The organism is Gilliamella sp. X-46 (assembly GCF_057063525.1).
Window position 1 is genome coordinate 14,021 of record NZ_JBXSQH010000012.1, and the last position, 20,936, is coordinate 34,956.

Annotated in this window: 16 protein-coding genes; 2 read left to right on the top strand and 14 right to left on the bottom strand. The window is 36.8% G+C overall.

From position 1 onward, the window contains the following. Window positions 1-35: 35 nt before the first annotated feature. The 4 genes from ACYIAJ_RS08220 to gss form a co-directional block, all read right to left on the bottom strand. Window positions 36-2,708: a putative virulence factor gene (locus ACYIAJ_RS08220; protein WP_483560529.1), complete on the bottom strand. Its 2,673-nt coding sequence runs from the start codon at window positions 2,706-2,708 to the stop codon at window positions 36-38. Continuing rightward, window positions 2,705-5,731: a virulence factor SrfB gene (locus ACYIAJ_RS08225; RefSeq protein ID WP_483564631.1), complete on the bottom strand. Its 3,027-nt coding sequence runs from the start codon at window positions 5,729-5,731 to the stop codon at window positions 2,705-2,707. Before ACYIAJ_RS08225 ends, ACYIAJ_RS08220 begins: the two co-directional genes overlap by 4 nt. A 9-nt stretch (window positions 5,732-5,740) precedes the next feature. After that, window positions 5,741-7,309 carry an SrfA family protein gene (locus tag ACYIAJ_RS08230; RefSeq protein WP_483564632.1) on the bottom strand — a complete coding sequence of 523 codons (1,569 nt, stop codon included), beginning with the start codon at window positions 7,307-7,309 and terminating at the stop codon, window positions 5,741-5,743. 283 nt (window positions 7,310-7,592) lie between these two features. Next, on the bottom strand, window positions 7,593-9,467 hold the full coding sequence (gene gss / locus ACYIAJ_RS08235) for a bifunctional glutathionylspermidine amidase/synthase (protein ID WP_483564633.1): 1,875 nt from the start codon (window positions 9,465-9,467) through the stop codon (window positions 7,593-7,595). Between the two features lie 192 nt (window positions 9,468-9,659). Here gss and ybeD point away from each other — a divergent pair, with 192 nt between their 5' ends. Together ybeD and ACYIAJ_RS08245 are read left to right on the top strand one after the other, a co-directional pair. After that, window positions 9,660-9,926: a DUF493 family protein YbeD gene (gene ybeD / locus ACYIAJ_RS08240; RefSeq protein ID WP_065636438.1), complete on the top strand. Its 267-nt coding sequence runs from the start codon at window positions 9,660-9,662 to the stop codon at window positions 9,924-9,926. A 66-nt stretch (window positions 9,927-9,992) separates the two neighbouring features. Next, window positions 9,993-11,270: a bifunctional O-acetylhomoserine aminocarboxypropyltransferase/cysteine synthase gene (locus ACYIAJ_RS08245; RefSeq protein WP_483560533.1), complete on the top strand. Its 1,278-nt coding sequence runs from the start codon at window positions 9,993-9,995 to the stop codon at window positions 11,268-11,270. A gap of 60 nt (window positions 11,271-11,330) precedes the next feature. Here the strand turns inward: ACYIAJ_RS08245 and adk are convergent, their stop codons facing one another. The 10 genes from adk to tyrS form a co-directional block, all read right to left on the bottom strand. Then, entirely contained in the window at window positions 11,331-11,975 is a 645-nt protein-coding gene (gene adk, locus ACYIAJ_RS08250; protein WP_483560534.1) for an adenylate kinase, read from the bottom strand. 38 nt (window positions 11,976-12,013) lie between these two features. Next, window positions 12,014-12,265 carry a YfgJ family double zinc ribbon protein gene (locus ACYIAJ_RS08255; RefSeq protein WP_483564634.1) on the bottom strand — a complete coding sequence of 84 codons (252 nt, stop codon included), beginning with the start codon at window positions 12,263-12,265 and terminating at the stop codon, window positions 12,014-12,016. A gap of 3 nt (window positions 12,266-12,268) precedes the next feature. Beyond that, window positions 12,269-13,738: a ribosome biogenesis GTPase Der gene (gene der, locus ACYIAJ_RS08260; protein WP_483560536.1), complete on the bottom strand. Its 1,470-nt coding sequence runs from the start codon at window positions 13,736-13,738 to the stop codon at window positions 12,269-12,271. 32 nt (window positions 13,739-13,770) lie between these two features. Next, window positions 13,771-14,943: an outer membrane protein assembly factor BamB gene (gene bamB / locus ACYIAJ_RS08265; protein WP_483560537.1), complete on the bottom strand. Its 1,173-nt coding sequence runs from the start codon at window positions 14,941-14,943 to the stop codon at window positions 13,771-13,773. Between the two features lie 25 nt (window positions 14,944-14,968). Further along, window positions 14,969-15,727 (bottom strand): YfgM family protein, encoded by a 759-nt coding sequence (locus ACYIAJ_RS08270; protein WP_483564635.1) that lies wholly within the window; start codon window positions 15,725-15,727, stop codon window positions 14,969-14,971. Window positions 15,728-15,745: 18 nt separating this feature from the next. Further along, window positions 15,746-17,023 (bottom strand): histidine--tRNA ligase, encoded by a 1,278-nt coding sequence (gene hisS / locus ACYIAJ_RS08275; protein ID WP_483560539.1) that lies wholly within the window; start codon window positions 17,021-17,023, stop codon window positions 15,746-15,748. Between the two features lie 24 nt (window positions 17,024-17,047). Then, on the bottom strand, window positions 17,048-18,157 hold the full coding sequence (ispG, locus tag ACYIAJ_RS08280) for a flavodoxin-dependent (E)-4-hydroxy-3-methylbut-2-enyl-diphosphate synthase (RefSeq protein WP_483564636.1): 1,110 nt from the start codon (window positions 18,155-18,157) through the stop codon (window positions 17,048-17,050). A gap of 86 nt (window positions 18,158-18,243) precedes the next feature. Then, entirely contained in the window at window positions 18,244-18,684 is a 441-nt protein-coding gene (locus tag ACYIAJ_RS08285; protein WP_483564637.1) for a helix-turn-helix domain-containing protein, read from the bottom strand. Between the two features lie 70 nt (window positions 18,685-18,754). After that, window positions 18,755-19,621, bottom strand: coding sequence for a pyridoxal kinase PdxY (gene pdxY, locus ACYIAJ_RS08290; RefSeq protein ID WP_483564638.1), 867 nt, complete (start codon window positions 19,619-19,621; stop codon window positions 18,755-18,757). Window positions 19,622-19,625: 4 nt separating this feature from the next. Beyond that, window positions 19,626-20,897: a tyrosine--tRNA ligase gene (gene tyrS, locus ACYIAJ_RS08295; protein ID WP_483560543.1), complete on the bottom strand. Its 1,272-nt coding sequence runs from the start codon at window positions 20,895-20,897 to the stop codon at window positions 19,626-19,628. Between the last annotated feature and the right edge of the window lie 39 nt (window positions 20,898-20,936).

The following is a 20,936-nucleotide window of genomic DNA, read 5'->3' on the forward strand; positions in this document are numbered from 1 at the left end:
GCTCAAAAAGACTTTCCTACTATACTTTGTTATTTTTAATTAATCCGCGATTGCTTGAAAAAAGCAAGAATTTCGCCCAATCGGCTATTTTGTTCCTGGCTAATTTCGCGTCCTGCATGATGCCCTACATTTTCTTGCGCAAGCATAGCAAAGGCAATAAACCAATCAAATATTGCATACTGAGAATAATTTTTAGTGTTGTCGTCCAGCTTTGGTAACAAATGCGATGATTGCACATTAAATTCGCTTAGTGGTGAAGAAAATATTGGTTTCCCCTGATTAACTTTGCTCATTGGTATATCACTTGTTTGCCCTTGAATAAAACCAAGCCAAGCAATAAAGTCTGCCAGTAAGGTATGAATAGTGCTGACTTGTCTAGACTCTAGATCATCGCGTTTACTACCTGTGTTTTCATTATTCAAAATGCGTTCGCTTAAACTTGCTTCAAGTTTTATTCGATTTGCAGCAGTAATCAGTTCTTCTACCATAAAAGAGAGCGATTTTTGATTGATACCGAAAAACTGCAAGATATGCTTATCTAGCACAATATTTCTTAAATGCTCTAACCATGCCGAAAAAACTGTTTTTGCAAACTTTGATTCGGTAGGTAATATTGTGGTTTGTTTGGTGGTTGATGATGAATTAACATCAGAAAATAGTTCAAAATCAGCAGTTAAACCAAAATCATTGGATAAATTATCTAATAAATTATCATTGCCAGCTTGCTGAGTTTCATTTTCGACAGTATTGGAATGATAAAGCGCTCTAATGGTTTGATCCGGCAATTCAAACGCTTTAAGTAGCTCGCCTAATAATAGTGCTTTGCTCTGTAACTCTTTAACAACATCAGCAATAATTTGTTTTTTCTTGGCTAGTTCTTCATCATTGTCCGCTTGATACCAAGTATCAAAACGCATATTAATAATATATTCAATTTTTTCATTAAGTTGTTCAACAATTCGTTGCTGTTTGACTTCGGTAATAGCAACTTGTTCTAAGTATTGGCTAATTCGCCCTATACCACCATCATTAAGTTTTAACATGGCATCCCATGCTTCTTCTGGCTGGAACACGTACTGTTTGATATCACTATTTTGCACAAATGTATTTCTTAATAAATTCATTTTATCTTGATAATTTTCATTATAAGATTGCTCTTGGCAAGTGTTCGGCTCGACATTTAAAAACGGTACATCAAATCCCGGTTTGCGGACAAGAAAAACATTATTAAATTGATGCTCGTTAGACCAGTTACTTAACCAATCGTAACTACCAAAGCGTTCTAAAATAGTTTGCTGAAGTAATCCACCTTTACCCCAGCTATTTTTAAGATTGTCTTCTGATAGAGTTAATGAGGTACCAATGCGTTTATCAAACATGGTAATTGCCCATAATAATCCTGCTTTTTTCGTCGCTCTTTTTTCAGCAGTTTCACCTTGGGTTTTATCGATCCAACGCTCAAGTACTGGACCAACATCATTAACATCAGATTGTTTATCTGACGGCGTGCAAACAACTAGCACGTTCATTTCTTGGCTATCAGTATATTTTTCAAAAAGATAAGCAACTTTACCCCGTAATAAAAGCTGAGCAATAGGGTTGCCTTCCTTCACATCTGAAATCGATATCAAATTTAAACGACCTCGATATCCAGGAAAATCAAGTAAATCCACATTTTCAAAAGTTGGCACTCTGGTTTTATTGACTAATGGGAAAATTAATTCGGCGGTTAAAAAAGCCAATTGCGCTAAAGATATTGATGTTGGTTCACTATTTAACGGCGTTATGGTAATCGATGAATCTTTGTCGGTATTTAATCGCTCAAGAATATCGACATTCATAATACTGTCAATTTGCGACTTGGTGCCATTATTATCTTTCACTAATACTGAAAGCGGCGCATACACAGTTTCAGCATGGTGTAAACTTGATAATGTGGTGGCTAATTGAGTGTAAATTATCGTCAGTTCAGTAATTCCCCCCCATAAGACAGAAAACAGCTCGCCACGCTCTGCTACTGATAAATAAGGAATAAGGTGCGTTGCTTTTTCCCAATATCCGCCTTTTAATTCTTCAAGCGAGTTACCAAAGTTTTCAGATAAATAATCGTAAAGATCAACAATATCATCCTCGCTAATACCACCGACATAATTGGTTTGTTTCTGATTTTCCAAGCGTTGAATTGTCTGATTTAACGGTGCAAACTCAATTTTATTAGATACTTTTTGCTGATCAAAATCTTTAAAATAAGCATTTATCAAGATTTTGACAATTTCGATCTCTTTAAACAATTTTAATTCTAATGGATAGTTAGGTATGCCACCTTTGGCAATACGGCTAAAGCGAGTGACAAGCCCCGTCGCCTCTTTGCCACTACCTACGGGATTAACATGGTCAATAAAATCTAACACTTCATTATCGACAACCGTTTCAAGCTTACCATTTTCACCGGCTGCAAGTGCTGAAATTAAGTAAGATTTACCGGCCTGTGATAATCCAAAAAAACCAACTGCAACAGATTTCGTTGACACATCTCCCAATCGTTTTGCGCTGTTACGTAACCGCCGCAAATCCAAAATTAAGTTATCCGCTTCGCTATTTAAACGTTTAGATGAATGACGTGTTTGATTCACCCACTCAATGGCCTTTGCAGATGCTTGATAGACCTGATCCCAAGATTTAGGCAGTTGTTCGTTTAAGTTTTTCATCGTTTTATCATTCCACTATCAAGCCAATATTGCGTACTTATTAACCCCGAGTTAACCATGGTATTTAAACTGAGTTTAATATCCTGATTTTTATTACAGGCTCGCCCATCAGAAGCTTTTACATCTTTAATATAAAAATTTTCGACCGTTTTTTGTTTATTTTTTATGCCCAGAGTCACTTCTAGCACGACGCCTTCAGCACTTAATCGCTTAGCTACCTCACTGTTTTCAATCGTTAAAATATAGATAGGCGATGCCGGCCAACGGTCAACTTCAAGTTGCCTAAAGCCAAGTCTTGTAGTGCCTCGAATTTCAAATGAGAGATCAGGAAAATCATAATCAGGATTATCCAGATCAATATCTTGGTAATAGACATTTTCTTTTTTAATCATATTAAGATTATCTAAAAGTCCAATGTACTTAACGGTTGAATATAAATCTATATTAGAAGATCTAAAATAGAAATTAGGTAATCGTAAATTCTTGCTTAAAAAGCACAGCATCGCCCCCACGGCTGCCGTTGTTTTAGGATCATCAATTCTTTCTTGTTTGTGGAAAGGATACCAACCACCAGTATAATAACCATGCAAAGGTAAAATTCGTCCAGCAGGCATGGATAAGCGTGATCTGAAATAACTTTGGATACCCGGTAAACGCGAAGGACGACCAGTTAACAAAAGAACATCACACTGATAACAACTAATAATTTCGGATAACGCATCAAACGTTTTACAAATATTGTAATAATCGCCCCGAATAAACAAATAATGAATACGTTTAAGATTAATCTCAATACTTAAGTCAAGTACTGAAAAATCAGGATTATTTAATGCGCGCTTAATGGGTTCATTAATAAAATTAAGCACGTTATCGGTCATCATATTATATTGTAATAATTCACCAAAAGTAGAGCGATAGACATGTTGCTCAGCGTGTAATGGGTCATAAAGTTCGTACGATTTTAATATTTGTAACCCAATTGGTGTAAATAACTGTAAGGTAAGTTGCTGGCGTAATACCGCATCTTGAATTGATAGTTGCTGAGAGCCAATAATTGTAGACAAAATTGGGTTAGGGTCTGCAATTCCAGCTTGTTTCAAACCATTTGTTAAAGCTGTTATAACGGTATCTTGGATAATATCGAGCAAAATATCATCACCAGCCACTTTGAATCCATCACGAAAACGCTGTGTTGGCACAATATAAGCATTACTACTATTGGCTTGTCCGTTAATGCCATAGTCTAATTGATAATCGTTAATCACTAAATCTGTCGTGCCGCCACCAATATCAACCGTTGCAATAGTTAGCTTTTGCTTATTGGTTTTATCTGGACGGATCATTGATGCAATAAACTCTTCACATCGCCCATTATAATTATTTTGTGTTTCGTTAAAAAGATACACAACTTGGCCACAAGTCGCTTCATCCCATTGGATATAAACTTCAGGAATATTTGGCCAAACACTTTTTAATTGCTCAGGATTATTGAAATCAATATTGTCATCTGAACTATCCCAACCAAGGCTTTTCCAAACCAAACCAATCGCTTGATATACGCAACTTTTAAATATTGCTTGTTCAGGTTTTGGCATGGCTGGTGGAATCGTTAAAATGATTGAACGCAAATTACGTGGTGTTTTCGCATGCTCTAGTTTATTGCGCTGAGCAACACTATTCATTTGCATTAATGCATGCATTAATACTTCACATAACATAAACGTCATCAAGGAGCTACGAGAGTATTTTGGGTGGAAAACCGGCATTTTGCGATCATACTCGTCTTGAATATCATTGCTAAGAATATGCAACGCTTCACCATATTCATTAATTAAACTAGAAAAAGGCTCTGCTGTTGCAAATGGTTCATGATCACTTTTTACATAATGAGAGTTAAAACGCCACCCTTGTTCATATTTATCTTGATCCCACAAATAACGTTTTGGGCTTGAAAGTCCCGTTGCACCTTCATTGCCTTCACGCCGACTAGCAAGTCGGCTTGCTTCTTGACCAACACGAACAATACTTGGCCAACGAAAAGTATCGCGTCGTCCACTTTGCAAAGAAAAATGTTCCTTGCCAAAAAAAGTTTGGGCAAATTCTACTCGGCTTTCAAACGGTTCATTATAGATATGCTCAGGCTGAGTTAAATCACGGATTTCAAGCTCATAACGATGATTTAAGCTATCTTTATCTTGAGCATGATCTTCAATTAGAATCCCACAAGTGCGTGAGTTACCCACATCTAAAATCATATCGACAGGAATTGATTTCACCACATCATCTTTATTGTTTGACACAATTTTAATTGTCGGTAATTGCAATGAATCGGCAAGTAAATGGATGATATTTAGGTAGTGTCCATAATAAGATTTACTTTTAATTTCTTTATTAAGATCATCTTTATGGATCTTTAACCGTTCAGATTGTGGTGCTAACTCTTGAAAGAGATCAATTAACCAGCTGGTTATCCATTTAAGCTCTAAATACCATGAAACCTGATCTGAACGATGTGCTAAACTAAAGACTGCACCAGTCATCACATCATTTTCGGTTGGAGCAAGGTAAGCCACATCTTGTAAGTTAGCAAATACTTTTGTATCAAAAGCAAACGTAATTCGATGTGTATTGCCATCAGGATCTTCACCTTCAGGAATACTAACAATTCGAACTCGACTCCAATTATGCGGCCCTTGATCAAAGCGTTCTGGCGGTATTGAACGCAAAACAGGTACAGGTAACCAAATACCATCGTATAATTTTAACGACTGATCAACACTAATTTCTTGTGTTGGTTTGACAGCAAATGTTGGATTATCAGGTGTAAAAAATTGACCACTTTCCACATCTTCAATCAACCTGATGAGTGCGCCACTTTCTGATGGGTCAATAAAAGCCCCATTAACTTTACTGCGCCATTGATTATCTTTCCAATCGATTTTAAGTGCAAAATCAAGAAACTGAATGCCACTATTCATAATTAGTGTCACTTCTTGACCATAATTGCGTAATTCTGGAAGCATATACAACCTTTATTGTTTTTTCATCGTTATCGGGAATGAAGTCCCATTATTATAAATTCCTTGGCAATCAGCTTTATTATCTTTGCCTGGTGTACATTGAATTTTTGGCAATTGATATTTGGTGTTATCACTACAAACAGCCTCTGTATTACCTGCTATACCTAGATTAGCATTTTTAATATCAGTGCCAACATTACCCGTACATTTCACACCATCGCTACGCGTTATAGTGACTTCGCCATTACCATCTTTAAAGTTATAACTTAATTGCAACGGTTTACCTGTGGCTTTATCTTGAATACCGCCATTGGCAGACCATTGACCATCTAAGAATTTTGTGGATCCTTGCTTGATTGCATCTGCTGGTAAAGCTAAATTATTTGTTTGATCAACCGCAGCGTTAGAATTCGCTTTATTATCTTTATCTGATGGTGAAGGAGTTTGGTTGGCGCTATTTTTATCTTGCCCATTTTGTCCATTTTGAGCTTCTGTGTCATCTTTTTTATCAGGATCGGTAGGCGTTGATTTATCATCTTTATCATTTGTATTACCAGTATCAGGCGGAGTCACTTGATCGTTTTTATTATCTTGCGCATCTGGATTTGAAGTATTATTCCCCTCATTTGCATTATCTGGTGCTACAGAATGATCAACCGAATCACTTGCTAGATCGGGATTATTCGGAGTATTGGTTGTATTGTCTAAAATGGTACCATTTGGTATGGCGTTACCCATGACACCCAACCGATTATCAACAACCACACCTCTTGGCTCAGTTTTTAATTCTGGTTCTGTCGCTTTTTTATCCTGCTTGTCATCCTTTTCAGGTTGACTAATATTGTTATTATTTAAAGATACATTCGGATTAATCGATATCTCAGGTTTTAACCAACAACCACGTAGCAAAAATAAGGCTAACAAAAGCAGCAATAACGGTAATAATCCCAGCAACCATATCCACCAACGCTTCCACCATGGTTTATTATCAATAGGCGTGTCAGAAGTAACGGCTGCTGTTTGTGAAACTTTTGCTACCGGCTCTAAACTATAGAATGGAGAATTACCCTGAGAGATGTTCGGATACACAAATCCCCAGAAAGTAATCACTGGTTTACCGTTAACAATATAAACAAATTGATTACTTGGGAAACGTATTGCCATCAAATTAGGTTCGGCACTATCAACATTATTTTTGGGATCATAAATAAGACGGCTAAAAAGCAGTTGATCACCTTCTAAATTAGGATTACTGGCTAGTTGTTTGCCAAAATTCATCACTTTATGTTCAAATTCTTTTAGTAAAGCCAGCGCTGACTGTTGCTCAGATTCACTAGCTGAAGTCCAAGGAACAATATCATATTGTCCATCAGGCTGATTTGAATCAAAAGGAATATACCAATCAATAATATTGCCCTGATCATTGCGTTGAGGAATAGCTAAATAATCAGCATATTGTCTTCCTAATTTCACTCTAAACATTTCACGGATTTGAGTAGCAACTAAGTAGGCAGCTTTACCATCATGCCCCAACACTTTGAAATCTTTGATATCACCACTTCGAAGTAATGTATTTGCCATATGTTCCTTTCTATTTCTTCCTATCACTTTATTTCTTAGAATTTGTACACAACAAAAATAAGTTTAACAGAAAACACTATTATTGTAATTGATATCATTATGGATATTATAAATTTTTAGTCATATTTTTGATAAGTGTCACTATAAATAAAACGATTTATATAAACTATAAATAAAAATATATAACAATCTGTTTTATAAAACTTTTCAAGTTAATTATGACTCTGCTATCCTGTTATAAATTTATACTAAAACACATACTTTCCTGAAAGTTTTCAAAAAATTATTTTAAAAAATCTTGATCTGTTAATACGCGTAATGGTTGCATATCGCTTTCGCCTTTTATCACTAATGTAGGATCTGAACGTAAACAAGTACCACCATAATGACCACCAACTGTAAAAGTACATAACTGTAGATAGCGATCTTCGACTTTTGGCAAGCACCATAATTCTTGATAAATATTTTCTTGCTTAGCAAAACGTCCAACGGTTTTATCAAGGATCTGTTCTTGATTACTTACTAATTCAATATCACTTCCACGACGTCCTGCTATTGGTTTTACGGCATAACCTTTTTTAATTAGGCTTTCATTAAGTTCGAACGATGATTCTAATAAATAGCGATGATTTGGAAACAATGACCATAATACTGGCAAAATGGCTTTATTACTTGGGATCACCGTCCATAATGGCTCAAAAACCGATACTTCTGGTCGCAATAATACATCAATTAACCTGACCGTATTGTCTGGATGCCAAGTACGGATCGGCAAGCCGGCAATTTGCGCCTCGCTTTCTTCACGAAGTTGCTCTAATACAGTTTCCCAAGCCCATGTTTTCCAAACGCAAGTAACTTGGCGATCTTCATCATCCACTAGTTGACCTCGTTTATCCCATTTTAGCCCATTGAGTCCCCTCAAAATTTTACTGTCAAACCTTGCTTGAGTAAGGGCTGTTTGCATAAATAATGCATGATAATTTTCTTCACTATCATTATCTTGCATGATATGAACAAAAGGTTGAGCATCACTATGCCGCCAACAGTCAGCTAAAGAATTGAGTAAACCACAGCTAGGATTAATACCTATATTTAACCCAGCTTGATCCGCCCATTTTTGTAAAATCTCTCCCGCTTCGGTATGACACGAGGCTGAATCAGCGTTATATTCATACACTTTTAAGCCACGTTCATCCATACAAAAATCTAATCGCCCTGTTATCATTTGGTAACGCCGTTGATGCCATGAAAGTCTTAACCTTGGCCACAGTATTTCGGGAATATTGAAGTTCCTTAGTAGATCATTATTTTTTAAAACCTTGTCAGTCGCATGCAAATACATTAGATGTAACTCATTAGTGGCTCGAATTAATTCTTGTTCAGCACTTTCCGAAATCGTGAAATAGCGATAATGATCATCATGGCTAATGGCATGACCTGCAGCTAATACATAGGCATTTTCTAATGGATTTAACTCATTGAGCCATTTTTTGTCAAATTGCCCTTCATTTTTAAGGTGAGCACTATGAATAGTCAATAATGGATTAGGAACTGTCGGTTGTGGCAAGCTGTGTTCTGTATCATCAGTTTGGATCATCCATCCTAAGATCTTAGTATCATCAAACGTATCATGTAATTGGTAACCTTCATTCGTTACGGACATCTGAAGTTCACGCGTCCATTGCTGTCCAATAGGTAATCGTGTATGGATGACATTTTGTTCTGCAACCCGTACTTTGTCTTCAAATACTTCAGTGATAACCGCAACATGACCCGTTCTATCAAATACACCACCATCATCCCATATCAATAAAGAGCCTGCTTCTGGCATTTTTTTGCTGCCATTGGCAAATGCTTGCAAAGGTAAAATAGCCTCGTTAACTACTTGTCTTAAAAAGCGTAGCGAAAAAATTTCATGCGCCATTCCTACATCGGTAAATACGATCCCATAATTTAAAAATAAAAATCGCCTTGCAAATTCAACACATTGCCATTTATATCCCATATACTCATATCCACAATAGCTACGGAATGATGCATCATTTGGATATTGTTTTTTATCCAAAGTTTCATAATCAGATGAATAAATAGCAACGCCGCCTGGTGCATAACCTAATAATGTGCCGAAAGGTTCTTTATGGTTGGAATTAGATGACATGATGTTTAGCCTTATTGGTAAATAGCAAGATACGTTTATTTCACTATATTAGAATTTCCTTATCATAGATCAAAATATATACTTAAAAAAGCGATGTTTATTATTCGTTACTTGAAGAATGCTAAACCGCCTATATATATTAATCATTCTTGATACCGATATATTGAACCAGTAACTGAGAAAATTAAGATTATGCAATCAACAAAATTAAATGAATTATTAGAGTTCCCATGTTCTTTTACCTATAAAGTCATGGGGGAAGCCAAGCCTGAACTTGTCGACAAAGTTGTATCCGTCATCCAGCGGCACGCTCCGGGTGATTATACACCATCAATCAAACCGAGTAGCAAAGGTAATTATCATTCGGTTTCAATTACAATCAATGCTACCCATATTGATCAAATCGAGAACCTTTATAAAGAATTGGGCGAAATCGATATTGTAAGAATGGTTTTATAATACTTTACTTTTTTGATATTTTTTGCACAAAATAGAGCCTTATTGTTATAATTAAGAGGCTCTAATATGAAACCAGAAACAGCTGTTCTCCACGCAGGCTATAATCCTGAACCAACAACTCACTCAGTCGCTGTACCAATTTATCAAACAACTTCTTACGCCTTTGATGATACTCAGCATGGCGCCGATCTATTCGATTTAAAAGTAGCAGGTAATATTTATACACGAATTACTAATCCAACTAATGCCGTACTTGAAACTCGTGTCGCTACACTTGAAGGCGGTATTGGCGCATTGTCTGTAGCATCAGGCATGGCAGCCATCACTTATGCTATTCAAGCCATTACTTTTAGTGGTGAAAATATTGTTTCGGTGTCAAAATTATATGGCGGTACTTATAATTTACTTGCTCACACTTTACCAAATTTTGGTATTACAACAAAATTTGCTCCACATGATGATCTTGAAGCAATTGAAAAACAAATTGATGATAAAACTAAAGCAATATATTGTGAAAGTATTGGTAACCCTGCTGGCAATATTGTTGATTTAACAGCACTCGCAACTATTGCACATCGTCATGGCATCCCTTTAATTGTTGATAATACTGTTGCAAGCCCTGCGCTTTGCCGTCCATTTGAATTTGGTGCCGATATTGTAGTTCATTCTTTAACTAAATACATTGGTGGGCATGGTAATAGCTTAGGTGGAATGATTGTTGACTCAGGTAAATTTCCATGGAAAAAGTATGCTGACAAATATCCAATGTTAAATCAACCTGATCCATCTTATCATGGTGTTTCATATACTGAAACATTTGGCGACGCTGCCTATATTGCTCGATGTCGTGTCATTCCACTACGAAACATGGGTGCAGCATTATCACCATTCAATGCTTTTTTATTGTTACAAGGTCTCGAAACGTTATCTTTACGAATAGAGCGACACTGCCAAAATACACTTAAAGTTGCCAAATACCTAGAATCTCATCCACAAGTTAGCTGGGTGAATTACGCAGGTCTTGATAGTCATCCAGAACATCACTTAGCAGTAAAACAGATGGATAATGGTTTACCTGCAGGAATTTTATCATTTGGTATAAAGGGTGGTAAACAAGCAGGAGCAAAATTTATTGACGCTTTAAAGCTGATTATTCGCTTGGTGAATATTGGAGATACACGATCATTAGCTTGTCATCCGGCATCAACAACACACCGTCAACTTAATGATGAAGAACTGAAAAAAGCGGGAGTCAGCCAAGAAATGATTCGTTTATCAATTGGCATTGAACATATTGACGATATTATCGCAGACCTAGAACAAGCCCTTAAAGCGACTCAATAATATAACTAACAGAAAAAGCAAGATAGATTTAAATATCTTGCTATTTAACTTGATAATCAATTATCCTAAAATTTTAGCTAATTCTTTTGTTACTTCAGCAACAGGCTGGGTCCCATCTACACGGAAATAGTGTGTACGCCCTTCTTTTGCTTCATGCTGATAATAATTTATCAGTGGTTTAGTTAAATCGTGATATTCGACAAGGCGTTTACGCACAATATCTTCACTATCATCTTTACGAGTGGTTAATGGTTCACCTGTCACATCATCCACATTTTCAACTTTCGGTGGATTATGACGGATATGATAAACACGGCCTGAAGGAGCATGAATGCGACGTCCGCTCATGCGGTCAATAATCACTGCATCAGGTACATCAAATTCAAGCACATAGTCGACATCAATACCAGCAGCTTTCATAGCATCAGCCTGAGGAACAGTTCGAGGAAAACCATCTAATAAAAAGCCATTAGCACAATCGCTTTGCGCAATACGCTCTTTCACTAATGCAATAACAAGTTCATCAGTAACCAATTTACCCGCATCCATTAATTCTTTTGCTTGCAAACCAAGCGCTGTACCCGCTTTTACTGCTGCACGTAACATATCACCAGTTGAAATTTGAGGGATCCCATATTTTTGCATAATAAATTGTGCTTGAGTTCCCTTTCCCGCTCCCGGTGCACCTAATAAAATAATTCGCATAAAATAACCTCTTATGGCTTGAATATAGATAAAGTCTTCTATTCTGGTAAATAATGAAATATCACCTTACTGCTGGAAATCAAACCATCAGTATGACAAATATAATTAATAGCCCCACATCCTTTAATCATTTGAGCATGTTGCTGACAGATTGGGCAAATATATTGTTCAAGATAACGCTGCTGACACTGATCGCATTCACAATGTTGTGGTGAAACAATTCGCATTTGATGATGGCATTGTGGGCAAATGCCTTCTTGCCCCTGTTCAAGTGTCTTCGGTTTTGACATAAACTATTTTCGTCCTCTAACATGTTTCATCAATCGGCGTCGTTTCCGCTGTTGCGATGCGGTTAAACTATTTTTTCGTCCTTCAAATGGGTTAGCCCCTTCTTTAAATTGAATTCGAATTGGTGAGCCCATAATTTTTAGCGAACGTCTAAAATAGTTCATCAAGTAACGCTTATAGGAATCTGGTAAATCTTCAACTTGATTACCATGAATAACGACAATGGGTGGATTATAACCCCCGGCATGTGCATATTTTAATTTAACACGACGCCCACGCACCAAAGGCGGCTGATGGTCATCTTGTGCCATTTGCATAATCTTAGTTAATAATGCCGTATTAACACGACGTGTTGCACAATCATACGCTTCTTGAATGGAGTCAAATAAGTTACCAACACCACTACCATGAAGTGCAGAGATAAAGTGTACTCGCGCAAAATCAATAAAGTCTAACCTATCATCTAGTGTCGTTTTAACTCGTTCTTTGATATCTTGTGACAAACCATCCCATTTATTAACCGCAATAACAAGTGAGCGTCCACTATTTATAATAAAACCAAGTAACGATAAGTCTTGGTCCGAAACTCCCTCTCTAGCATCAATAACTAAGATAACCACATTAGCATCTTCAATTGCTTGTAACGTTTTGATAACGGAGAATTTTTCAACCGTTTCGGTGACCTTTCCACGTTTACGCACACCAGCGGTATCAATCAGAATATATTCACGTTCATCCCGTGTCATCGGTATGTAGATACTATCGCGCGTTGTACCAGGCATATCATATACAACAACGCGATCTTCCCCTAAAATACGATTAGTTAGTGTGGACTTACCTACATTTGGGCGTCCAACTATAGCTACTTTGATAGGCTGATTGATTAATGATTCTGTATCATCAACCTCGGAATCATCATAACATTGAGATAAGTCGTTAGATTGTTCCTCGCCATCAAAATCGCTATTTTGTTCATCATCAAACTGAAAAATAGGATCTAATACAGTTTCAATTAATGAGCTTACACCTCGACCATGACTGGCTGCAATGGGGTAAATTTCGCCTAATCCTAAACCATAAAAATCAGAAATCGCACTATCAGCATCGATACCATCAATTTTGTTAGCAACTAAAAAAGTGGCTTTTTGGCGAGAACGTAAGTGCTTGGCGATAGCATGATCAGCTGGCATTGCTCCTGCTCTGGCGTCAACTAAGAAAAGAACAATATCGGCCTCTTCTATGGCTTGTAGGGATTGCTCTGCCATAAAGCTCTCAACGCCATCTTCAGTACCATCAATACCGCCAGTATCAATCAAAATATACTCATGGCCCTTGATTTCTGCACGTCCATACTTGCGATCACGCGTCAATCCAGGAAAGTCCGCCACTAATGCATCTCGGGTTCGCGTTAACCGATTAAATAAAGTCGACTTCCCAACATTTGGACGACCAACAAGTGCTACAACAGGTACCATGTTTCTTCTCTAACTTACTATAATTTTGTATATTAATTTTTTGTAAAAGCGTAAATATCACCATTTTTAGCTTGAACAATAATTTTATTGTCTACTACTAATGGTTTAGATATTAATCCACTACTACTCACTTGTGTTTTTGCTACAAGTTCACCATTTTCAGCATTTAACCAATATAAGTAACCTTCAAAATCACCAAACACAACATAACCTTGATAAATAACAGGATCGGTTAACTGACGATGCGCAAAGTTTGATTGTGTCCAAAGTTCACTGCCACCATTCTTAGCAATAGCTTGAACGTTGTCGTTTTGGTCAATAACAAATAATCGATTAGTATCAACAGCAAAGCTATGAATAGAGCCAAGCTCTTTATGCCAAACTGGTTGACCGTTACTTAAATTAAGCGCAACGACGCTGCCATTATAACCAACGGAATAAACTAAATTACCTTCAACTACAGGTGTAGAATCAACATCATTTAATTTTGCAATTTCAGTAGAGCCCGATGGTTGTGAAATACGTTGTTGCCAAATTAATTGACCGTCATTAATGTAGTAAGCATTTACTCGACCATTATCATCGCCAACAATAGCTGCACCATGAGCGATAGTCGGTGTAGAGTTGCCTCTTAGCGACAGTGCGGGAACTTCGAAGGCTACATCCCACAAATTGTCGCCTGTATCACGATTAAGACCTTGAAGAATACCACTTGCAGTATGGATGATTAATTTGTCTTCAGATGGTACAGGTCGAGCAAGCACCTCGCCTTTTACTGTTTTTTCCCACACTGTTTTACCGTCATGACGATCTAATGCATACACAACAGCACGCTCACTGCCCACATAGACATATTTATCATCAGCACTTACACCACCAGAAAATAGTGCTGTTTTACTGCTAAAAAGTGTACTTTGTGATAAGTTTACATCCCACAATGTGTTACCACTCGATAAATCAATGGCTTTAACTTGGCCACTACGACTTGCTGCATAAATAGCATTATCATAATTAATCGGACCTAATAATGAATAGATATGAGTATTGCCTGCAGTGCTATTTCGCCACACTTGTTGAATAGGAAATTGGTTGTTTACCGTTGGGGACGGGGAAACTTGAACTATTTCTTCTTCCCCGCCGAATAAAGAACACCCGGCAAGTGAAAACATAAAAACACCAGTAAAAAGATATTTTGATAACTTCATAGTATAACCCTTATAGCAGGATAAATTAATTGTTACTTCCTTCTGTTTCAGCTTGTTTTGCTTTCGCCTCTTGATCGGCTTTTTGTTTAGCTGCTTGAACTTCTTGTTCTGCCTTTTCTTTGGTTGCTTGGGCTTCTTGTTCTGCTTGTTGCTTTGCTTTTAAATATTCAGCTTGATTCAGCTTCATTTTAATGCTTTCTTCTAAATCTTGAGTTGGGGAAGAAGTTAAAGCCACGTTATAAGCATCAATCGCTTCAACATAACGCGTCATTTTAACCAATATATCGCCACGGAGATCATTAATTACTGCGCTCCAATTTTCATTAGCAACACGATTTAGTGTTGTTAAGCTTTCTTGATATTGACCTTGTTGATACTGTAAACGTGCAATACGAATGTTGATAATTGTTTTAATTGGTTCTGAGCTGGTTTTCTTTAATGCATCAACCAATAATACTTGTGCACCAGAGTAGTCTTTTAAGGCTTCAACATAAAATTTAGCCGCACGTAAATTAGCAAACACACCGTAAATTGTGTCGTTGTCTTTAGCAAAAGAGACGAGTTCATTAACAGAATCTGTTTTAGTATTATCTAATTGAGCAATTAGTTGTTCATACTTATCTGAATATTCTATCGCCTTTTCAGCTTTATATGATTGCCAATAACGCCAGCCATAAAAAGCCAATAATCCGATCACAAGGACCGCAACCATAATTTTCCATGTTTTAGCAAAAAAGCCCTTTATCTCTTCAAGTTGTTCTTCACTCGATAACTGATAACTCACGTTTTTCTCCTATTTCTTTTACTTTATCGACAAACAAGTTTGGACGACTTCTTTTTGTGCAACTTCAACTTGTTCGCCTGTTTGTAAATTTTTAATCGTTACAGACTGATTAGCTAGTTCATTTTCACCAATAATGACAGCTATTTTAGCACCTAATTTATCAGCCTTGGTAAATTGTTTCTTAAAATTGCTACTACCGTAATTTGTCATGATTCTCCAGTTAGGTAAACCATCTCGTAACTGCTCTGCAATATTTTGTGCAGCTGAAATGGTCTTTTCATCGCCAGATGAAATCATATAAACATCTATCGAATTATCACAATTTATAGATGGATTAACTGCTTGAACCAATAAAACTAAACGCTCAACACCCATTGCAAAACCAACTGCTGGGGTTGGTTGTCCACCCAGTTGACTAACTAACCCATCATAACGACCACCACCACACACGGTACCCTGCGCACCTAAACTACTGGTTACCCATTCAAAAACCGTACGATTATAGTAATCTAAACCACGGACTAATCTTTGATTAATATTATATTTTATTCCAGCATTATCCAATAAACGGCATAAACCTTCAAAATGTTGTTTAGATTCTTCATCTAAATAATCAAACAATTTTGGTGCCCGATTAAGTAGCTCTTGTACAACTGGATTTTTTGAATCAAGAACACGTAATGGATTAGTATACATTCTACGCAAGCAGTCTTCATCCAATTTGTCTTTATGTTGCTCAAGAAAAGCAACTAAAGCATTTCGATAATTAGCTCTTGCTTCTAGTGAACCAATAGAGTTGAGTTCTAAAGAAGTGTGTTTTTCAATACCTAAAGCTTTCCAAAAACGTGCAGTTAAAAGGATAAGTTCAGCATCAATATTTGGCCCTTCAAGTCCAAAAACTTCAACACCAAATTGATGGAATTGACGATAACGCCCTTTTTGTGGTTTTTCATAGCGAAAAGCGGGCCCTAAGTACCAAAGGCGCTGTTCTTGATTGTAAAAAAGACCATGTTCAATGCCAGCACGAACACAACCGGCAGTAATTTCTGGGCGTAGGGTAATACTTTCGTCATTACGATCGTTGAAAGTATACATCTCTTTTTCAACAATATCGGTGACTTCACCAACAGCTCGTTTAAATAGCGCAGTATCTTCAACAATTGGCGTTCTAATTTCGTTATAGCCATAGCTGTTTAAAACACCTTTGACAATTTTTTCGATCTGTTGCCAACTTGCACTGTCTGTTGGGAGTAAATCATTCATCCCTCGTATAGATTGGATTTTTTTCTCTGTCATTTATTTATTCGCTATTTAATAAAATTATAATTCAGTTACTGCAATTCTGTTTTTCAAGACTAATGCTTTAGCACGAATTTTAGCTTCTAGTTCATCAATCATTTGTTCATTATCAATACGGCCAATGCGAACACCATCTTCATAAAAACCGCTTTTATTATGACCACCAGCAACACCCATGGTTGAAGCTAACGCCTCACCAGGGCCGTTAACGACACACCCTATAATAGACACATCCATTGGTGTGATAATATCTTCTAACCGCTGTTCTAGCGTATTGACAGTATTAATCACATCAAACTCTTGACGGGAGCAGGTTGGGCACGCAATAAAGTTAATACCACGAGACCGTATACGTAACGATTTTAAAATATCAAATCCAACTTTCACTTCTTCAGTTGGGTCAGCAGCTAAAGATACTCGAAGTGTATCGCCAATACCTTCTGATAACAATAAACCTAACCCAATTGCCGATTTAATCGCACCACTCCGCACGCCACCGGCCTCAGTTATGCCTAAGTGCAATGGCTGCTTAATTTGTTTAGCTAACAATCGATAAGCTTCAACTGCAGTAAACACATCTGAGGCTTTAACACTAACTTTAAATTGATCAAAATCAAGCCGATCAAGTATATCAACATGGCGCATAGCTGATTCGACAATCGCTTGTGGTGTCGGTTCACCATATTTTTCTTGGATATCTTTTTCAAGTGATCCTGAGTTAACACCAATGCGTATTGGAATATTTCTATCTTTGGCACAATCAACAACCGCACGGATCCTTGATTCATTACCTATATTGCCAGGATTAATTCTTAAACAATCAACCCCATATTCAGCCACTTTTAAAGCAATACGATAATCAAAATGAATATCGGCAATGAGTGGTACTTTGGCTTGCTGTTTAATTAATTTAAACGCTTCGGCCGCATCCATTGTTGGAATAGAAACACGCACAATATCCACGCCAACACGTTCAAGTGCTTGAATTTGAGCTACCGTTTTTTCTACATCTGTAGTACGAGTATTTGTCATCGATTGGACAGCAATAGGCGCTCCTCCACCGATGGGCACTTTGCCAACATAAATTCGAGTAGATTCTCGTCTAATAATAGGTGAATCTTGATGACTCATAACATGCCTGATTATATAACAAAATAACTAGCTGGCAATCTTAACAAGATTTAAAGCAAATGTCTGTATGAGAATAAGAAAATTTGCTAACTATTAACATGATTGGAAGGAGATGGTGAAATATAATGACTTACTTCAACAAAATGGTTTTTATTGTCTTTATTAACATAATATAAAGTTATACCAAGTGCACCAAGAAGAATAAATATACCAATAAAAATAAGAGGAGCCTTTCTTGTTTTTCTCGTTACAAACGTTTGCGTTTGAATTTTTTTTTGTTGGGACTTAGATTGTTTGGTTAATTGATCGAGATAAGGTTGATACTGATCTACTGATAAGCCAACAATTTCTGCATAAGAACGAATATAGCCTTTGACAAAAACAAGGGGGGCATGAGGCAATTGGTCCTTTTCGATATAATCAATCACCGTTTTTCGCACATGAATTTTATTGGCAATATCATCTTGAGTTAATCCCATTTGTTCTCGCAAATCCGCGAGCATTACTCCTAATGAAATATCGTCCATTATCCCCTCATAAACTCAATGCTAATCGTTAGTTAATTTTATCTTTACATATTTTTACATATTTTAATAATTAATCAATTTTTTTCGCATTAAACCACTGTGTAGGCTTTTCTATTTCATTCTGAGCAGCAACTAATTGTAGTTCATATTCATCTTGCTTTAAGGTTTCAAGCATAACAGCATATACGGCTGAAGTAGTATGTTCAAAGGCCTCAACCAATGGTTTTCCAAGTAAAATATTTGTTAAAAATAGTCCACTTGTCATATCACCAACACCAACCGGCTGCCTTACACCAAAATCAACGAGAGGTCGGTCAATATGCCATGCTTCGTCTTTAGTCACAAGCAACATTTCAAAACGATCTTTTTTATATCCAGCACGGCTTAAATGTTTAACTAAAATAGTTTGCGGACCTTTTTTACATAATTCCCGACAAGCTAATATAGCTTCGGCAACATTATTAATACGTTGTTTACCATTAATCTCTTCAAGTTCTAAAATGTTAGGTGCCATCATATCTGCCATTGGTAAAGCGGTATTACATAAAACATCTGAGACACCTGGTGCAACAAAGCAACCTTTTTCAGGATGTCCCATTACCGGATCGCAAAGATAAATCGCATTTGGATTAACGGCTTTTACCTTTTTAACAATCTCGATAATGGCATTACCTTGTTCCGGTGATCCCATATAGCCACTTAATACCGCATCACAACGCTTCAATTCATCAATTTCATTGATTCCATCAACAATCTCAGTTAAATGAGATGCAGACATTACCGTTCCAGTCCATTGACGATATTGAGTATGATTAGAAAATTGTACAGTGTTTAAAGGCCAAACATTTACACCTAATCGACGCATAGGAAATTCTGCTGCGCTATTTCCAGCATGACCAAAGACTACATGTGACTGAATCGATAAAATATTTTTCATAAAATTAATTCCAAATTAGCAGACAGTAATATTTTTTACCACGACGAAGTAAAGTATAACGATTAAAAAGTTTATCTCTATCAGCAAAACGGTAATCTGTTGTCGTGTTTCGCTCACCATTAACTGAAATGGCATTAGATTCAATCATCGTTCTTGCTTGACCTCTTGACGGTGCAAACTGCGCATTAACGATTGCTTGCTGTAAATCAACGTCACTTTCAACAACTAACGTCGGCATACCATCTTGGGCTAACTGCTCAAAATCTGCCTCAGATAAATCCGTTAACTTACCAGAAAATAAGCTTTCTGTAATACGTTTTGCTGCAATGAGTCCATCTTCACCATGAACTAGACGAGTAACTTGTTCTGCAAGTACATATTGAGCTCTTGGCGCAACACCACTATTTTTATCTTCTTCTTCCAATGCGTCAATTTCACTTAACGGCATAAATGTAAAGAATTTTAAGAATCGATAAACATCCGCATCTGCAGTATTAATCCAGAATTGATAAAATTTATACGGACTTGTCTTTTTAGGATCAAGCCATACGGCACCACTTTCAGTTTTACCAAATTTAGTCCCATCTGATTTAGTGATTAATGGCACGGTTAGACCATAAACCTGTTTTTGATGTAATCGACGCGTCAAATCTATACCCGCGGTAATATTTCCCCACTGATCAGATCCACCTATTTGTAAAACAACATCATGCGATTTATTTAAACAAGCAAAATCATACGACTGTAATAGACTATAAGAAAACTCAGTAAATGAGATACCCACTTCATCACGATCAATACGCTGTTTTACTGACTCTTTGTTGATCATGGAATTAACTGAAAAATACTTACCAACATCACGTAAAAACGTCAGCACATTCATACCACTAAACCAATCGTAGTTATTAGCAACAATTGCCGCATTTTCACCACAATTAAAATCTAAAAATGGTGAAACTTGTTGTTTAATTTTTTCACTCCACTCAACAACTGTCTCTTCAGTATTGAGTTTTCGCTCAACGGCTTTAAAACTTGGATCACCAATTAATCCTGTTGCTCCACCGACTAAAGCTACAGGTTTATGTCCAGCTAATTGAAAACGCTTTAAACAAAGCAACGGTACCAAATGCCCAAGATGTAAGCTATCGGCTGTTGGATCAAAACCACAATAAAGCGCAATAGGATTTTGTTCAATTTGTTCTATTAGTGCTTTTTCATCAGTAAGCTGCGCAATCAGTCCACGCTCTTGCAGTTGTTTGATCACATTTTTTGTCATATATTTTACCTATTAAAATTTATTACGTTTATATTCTAC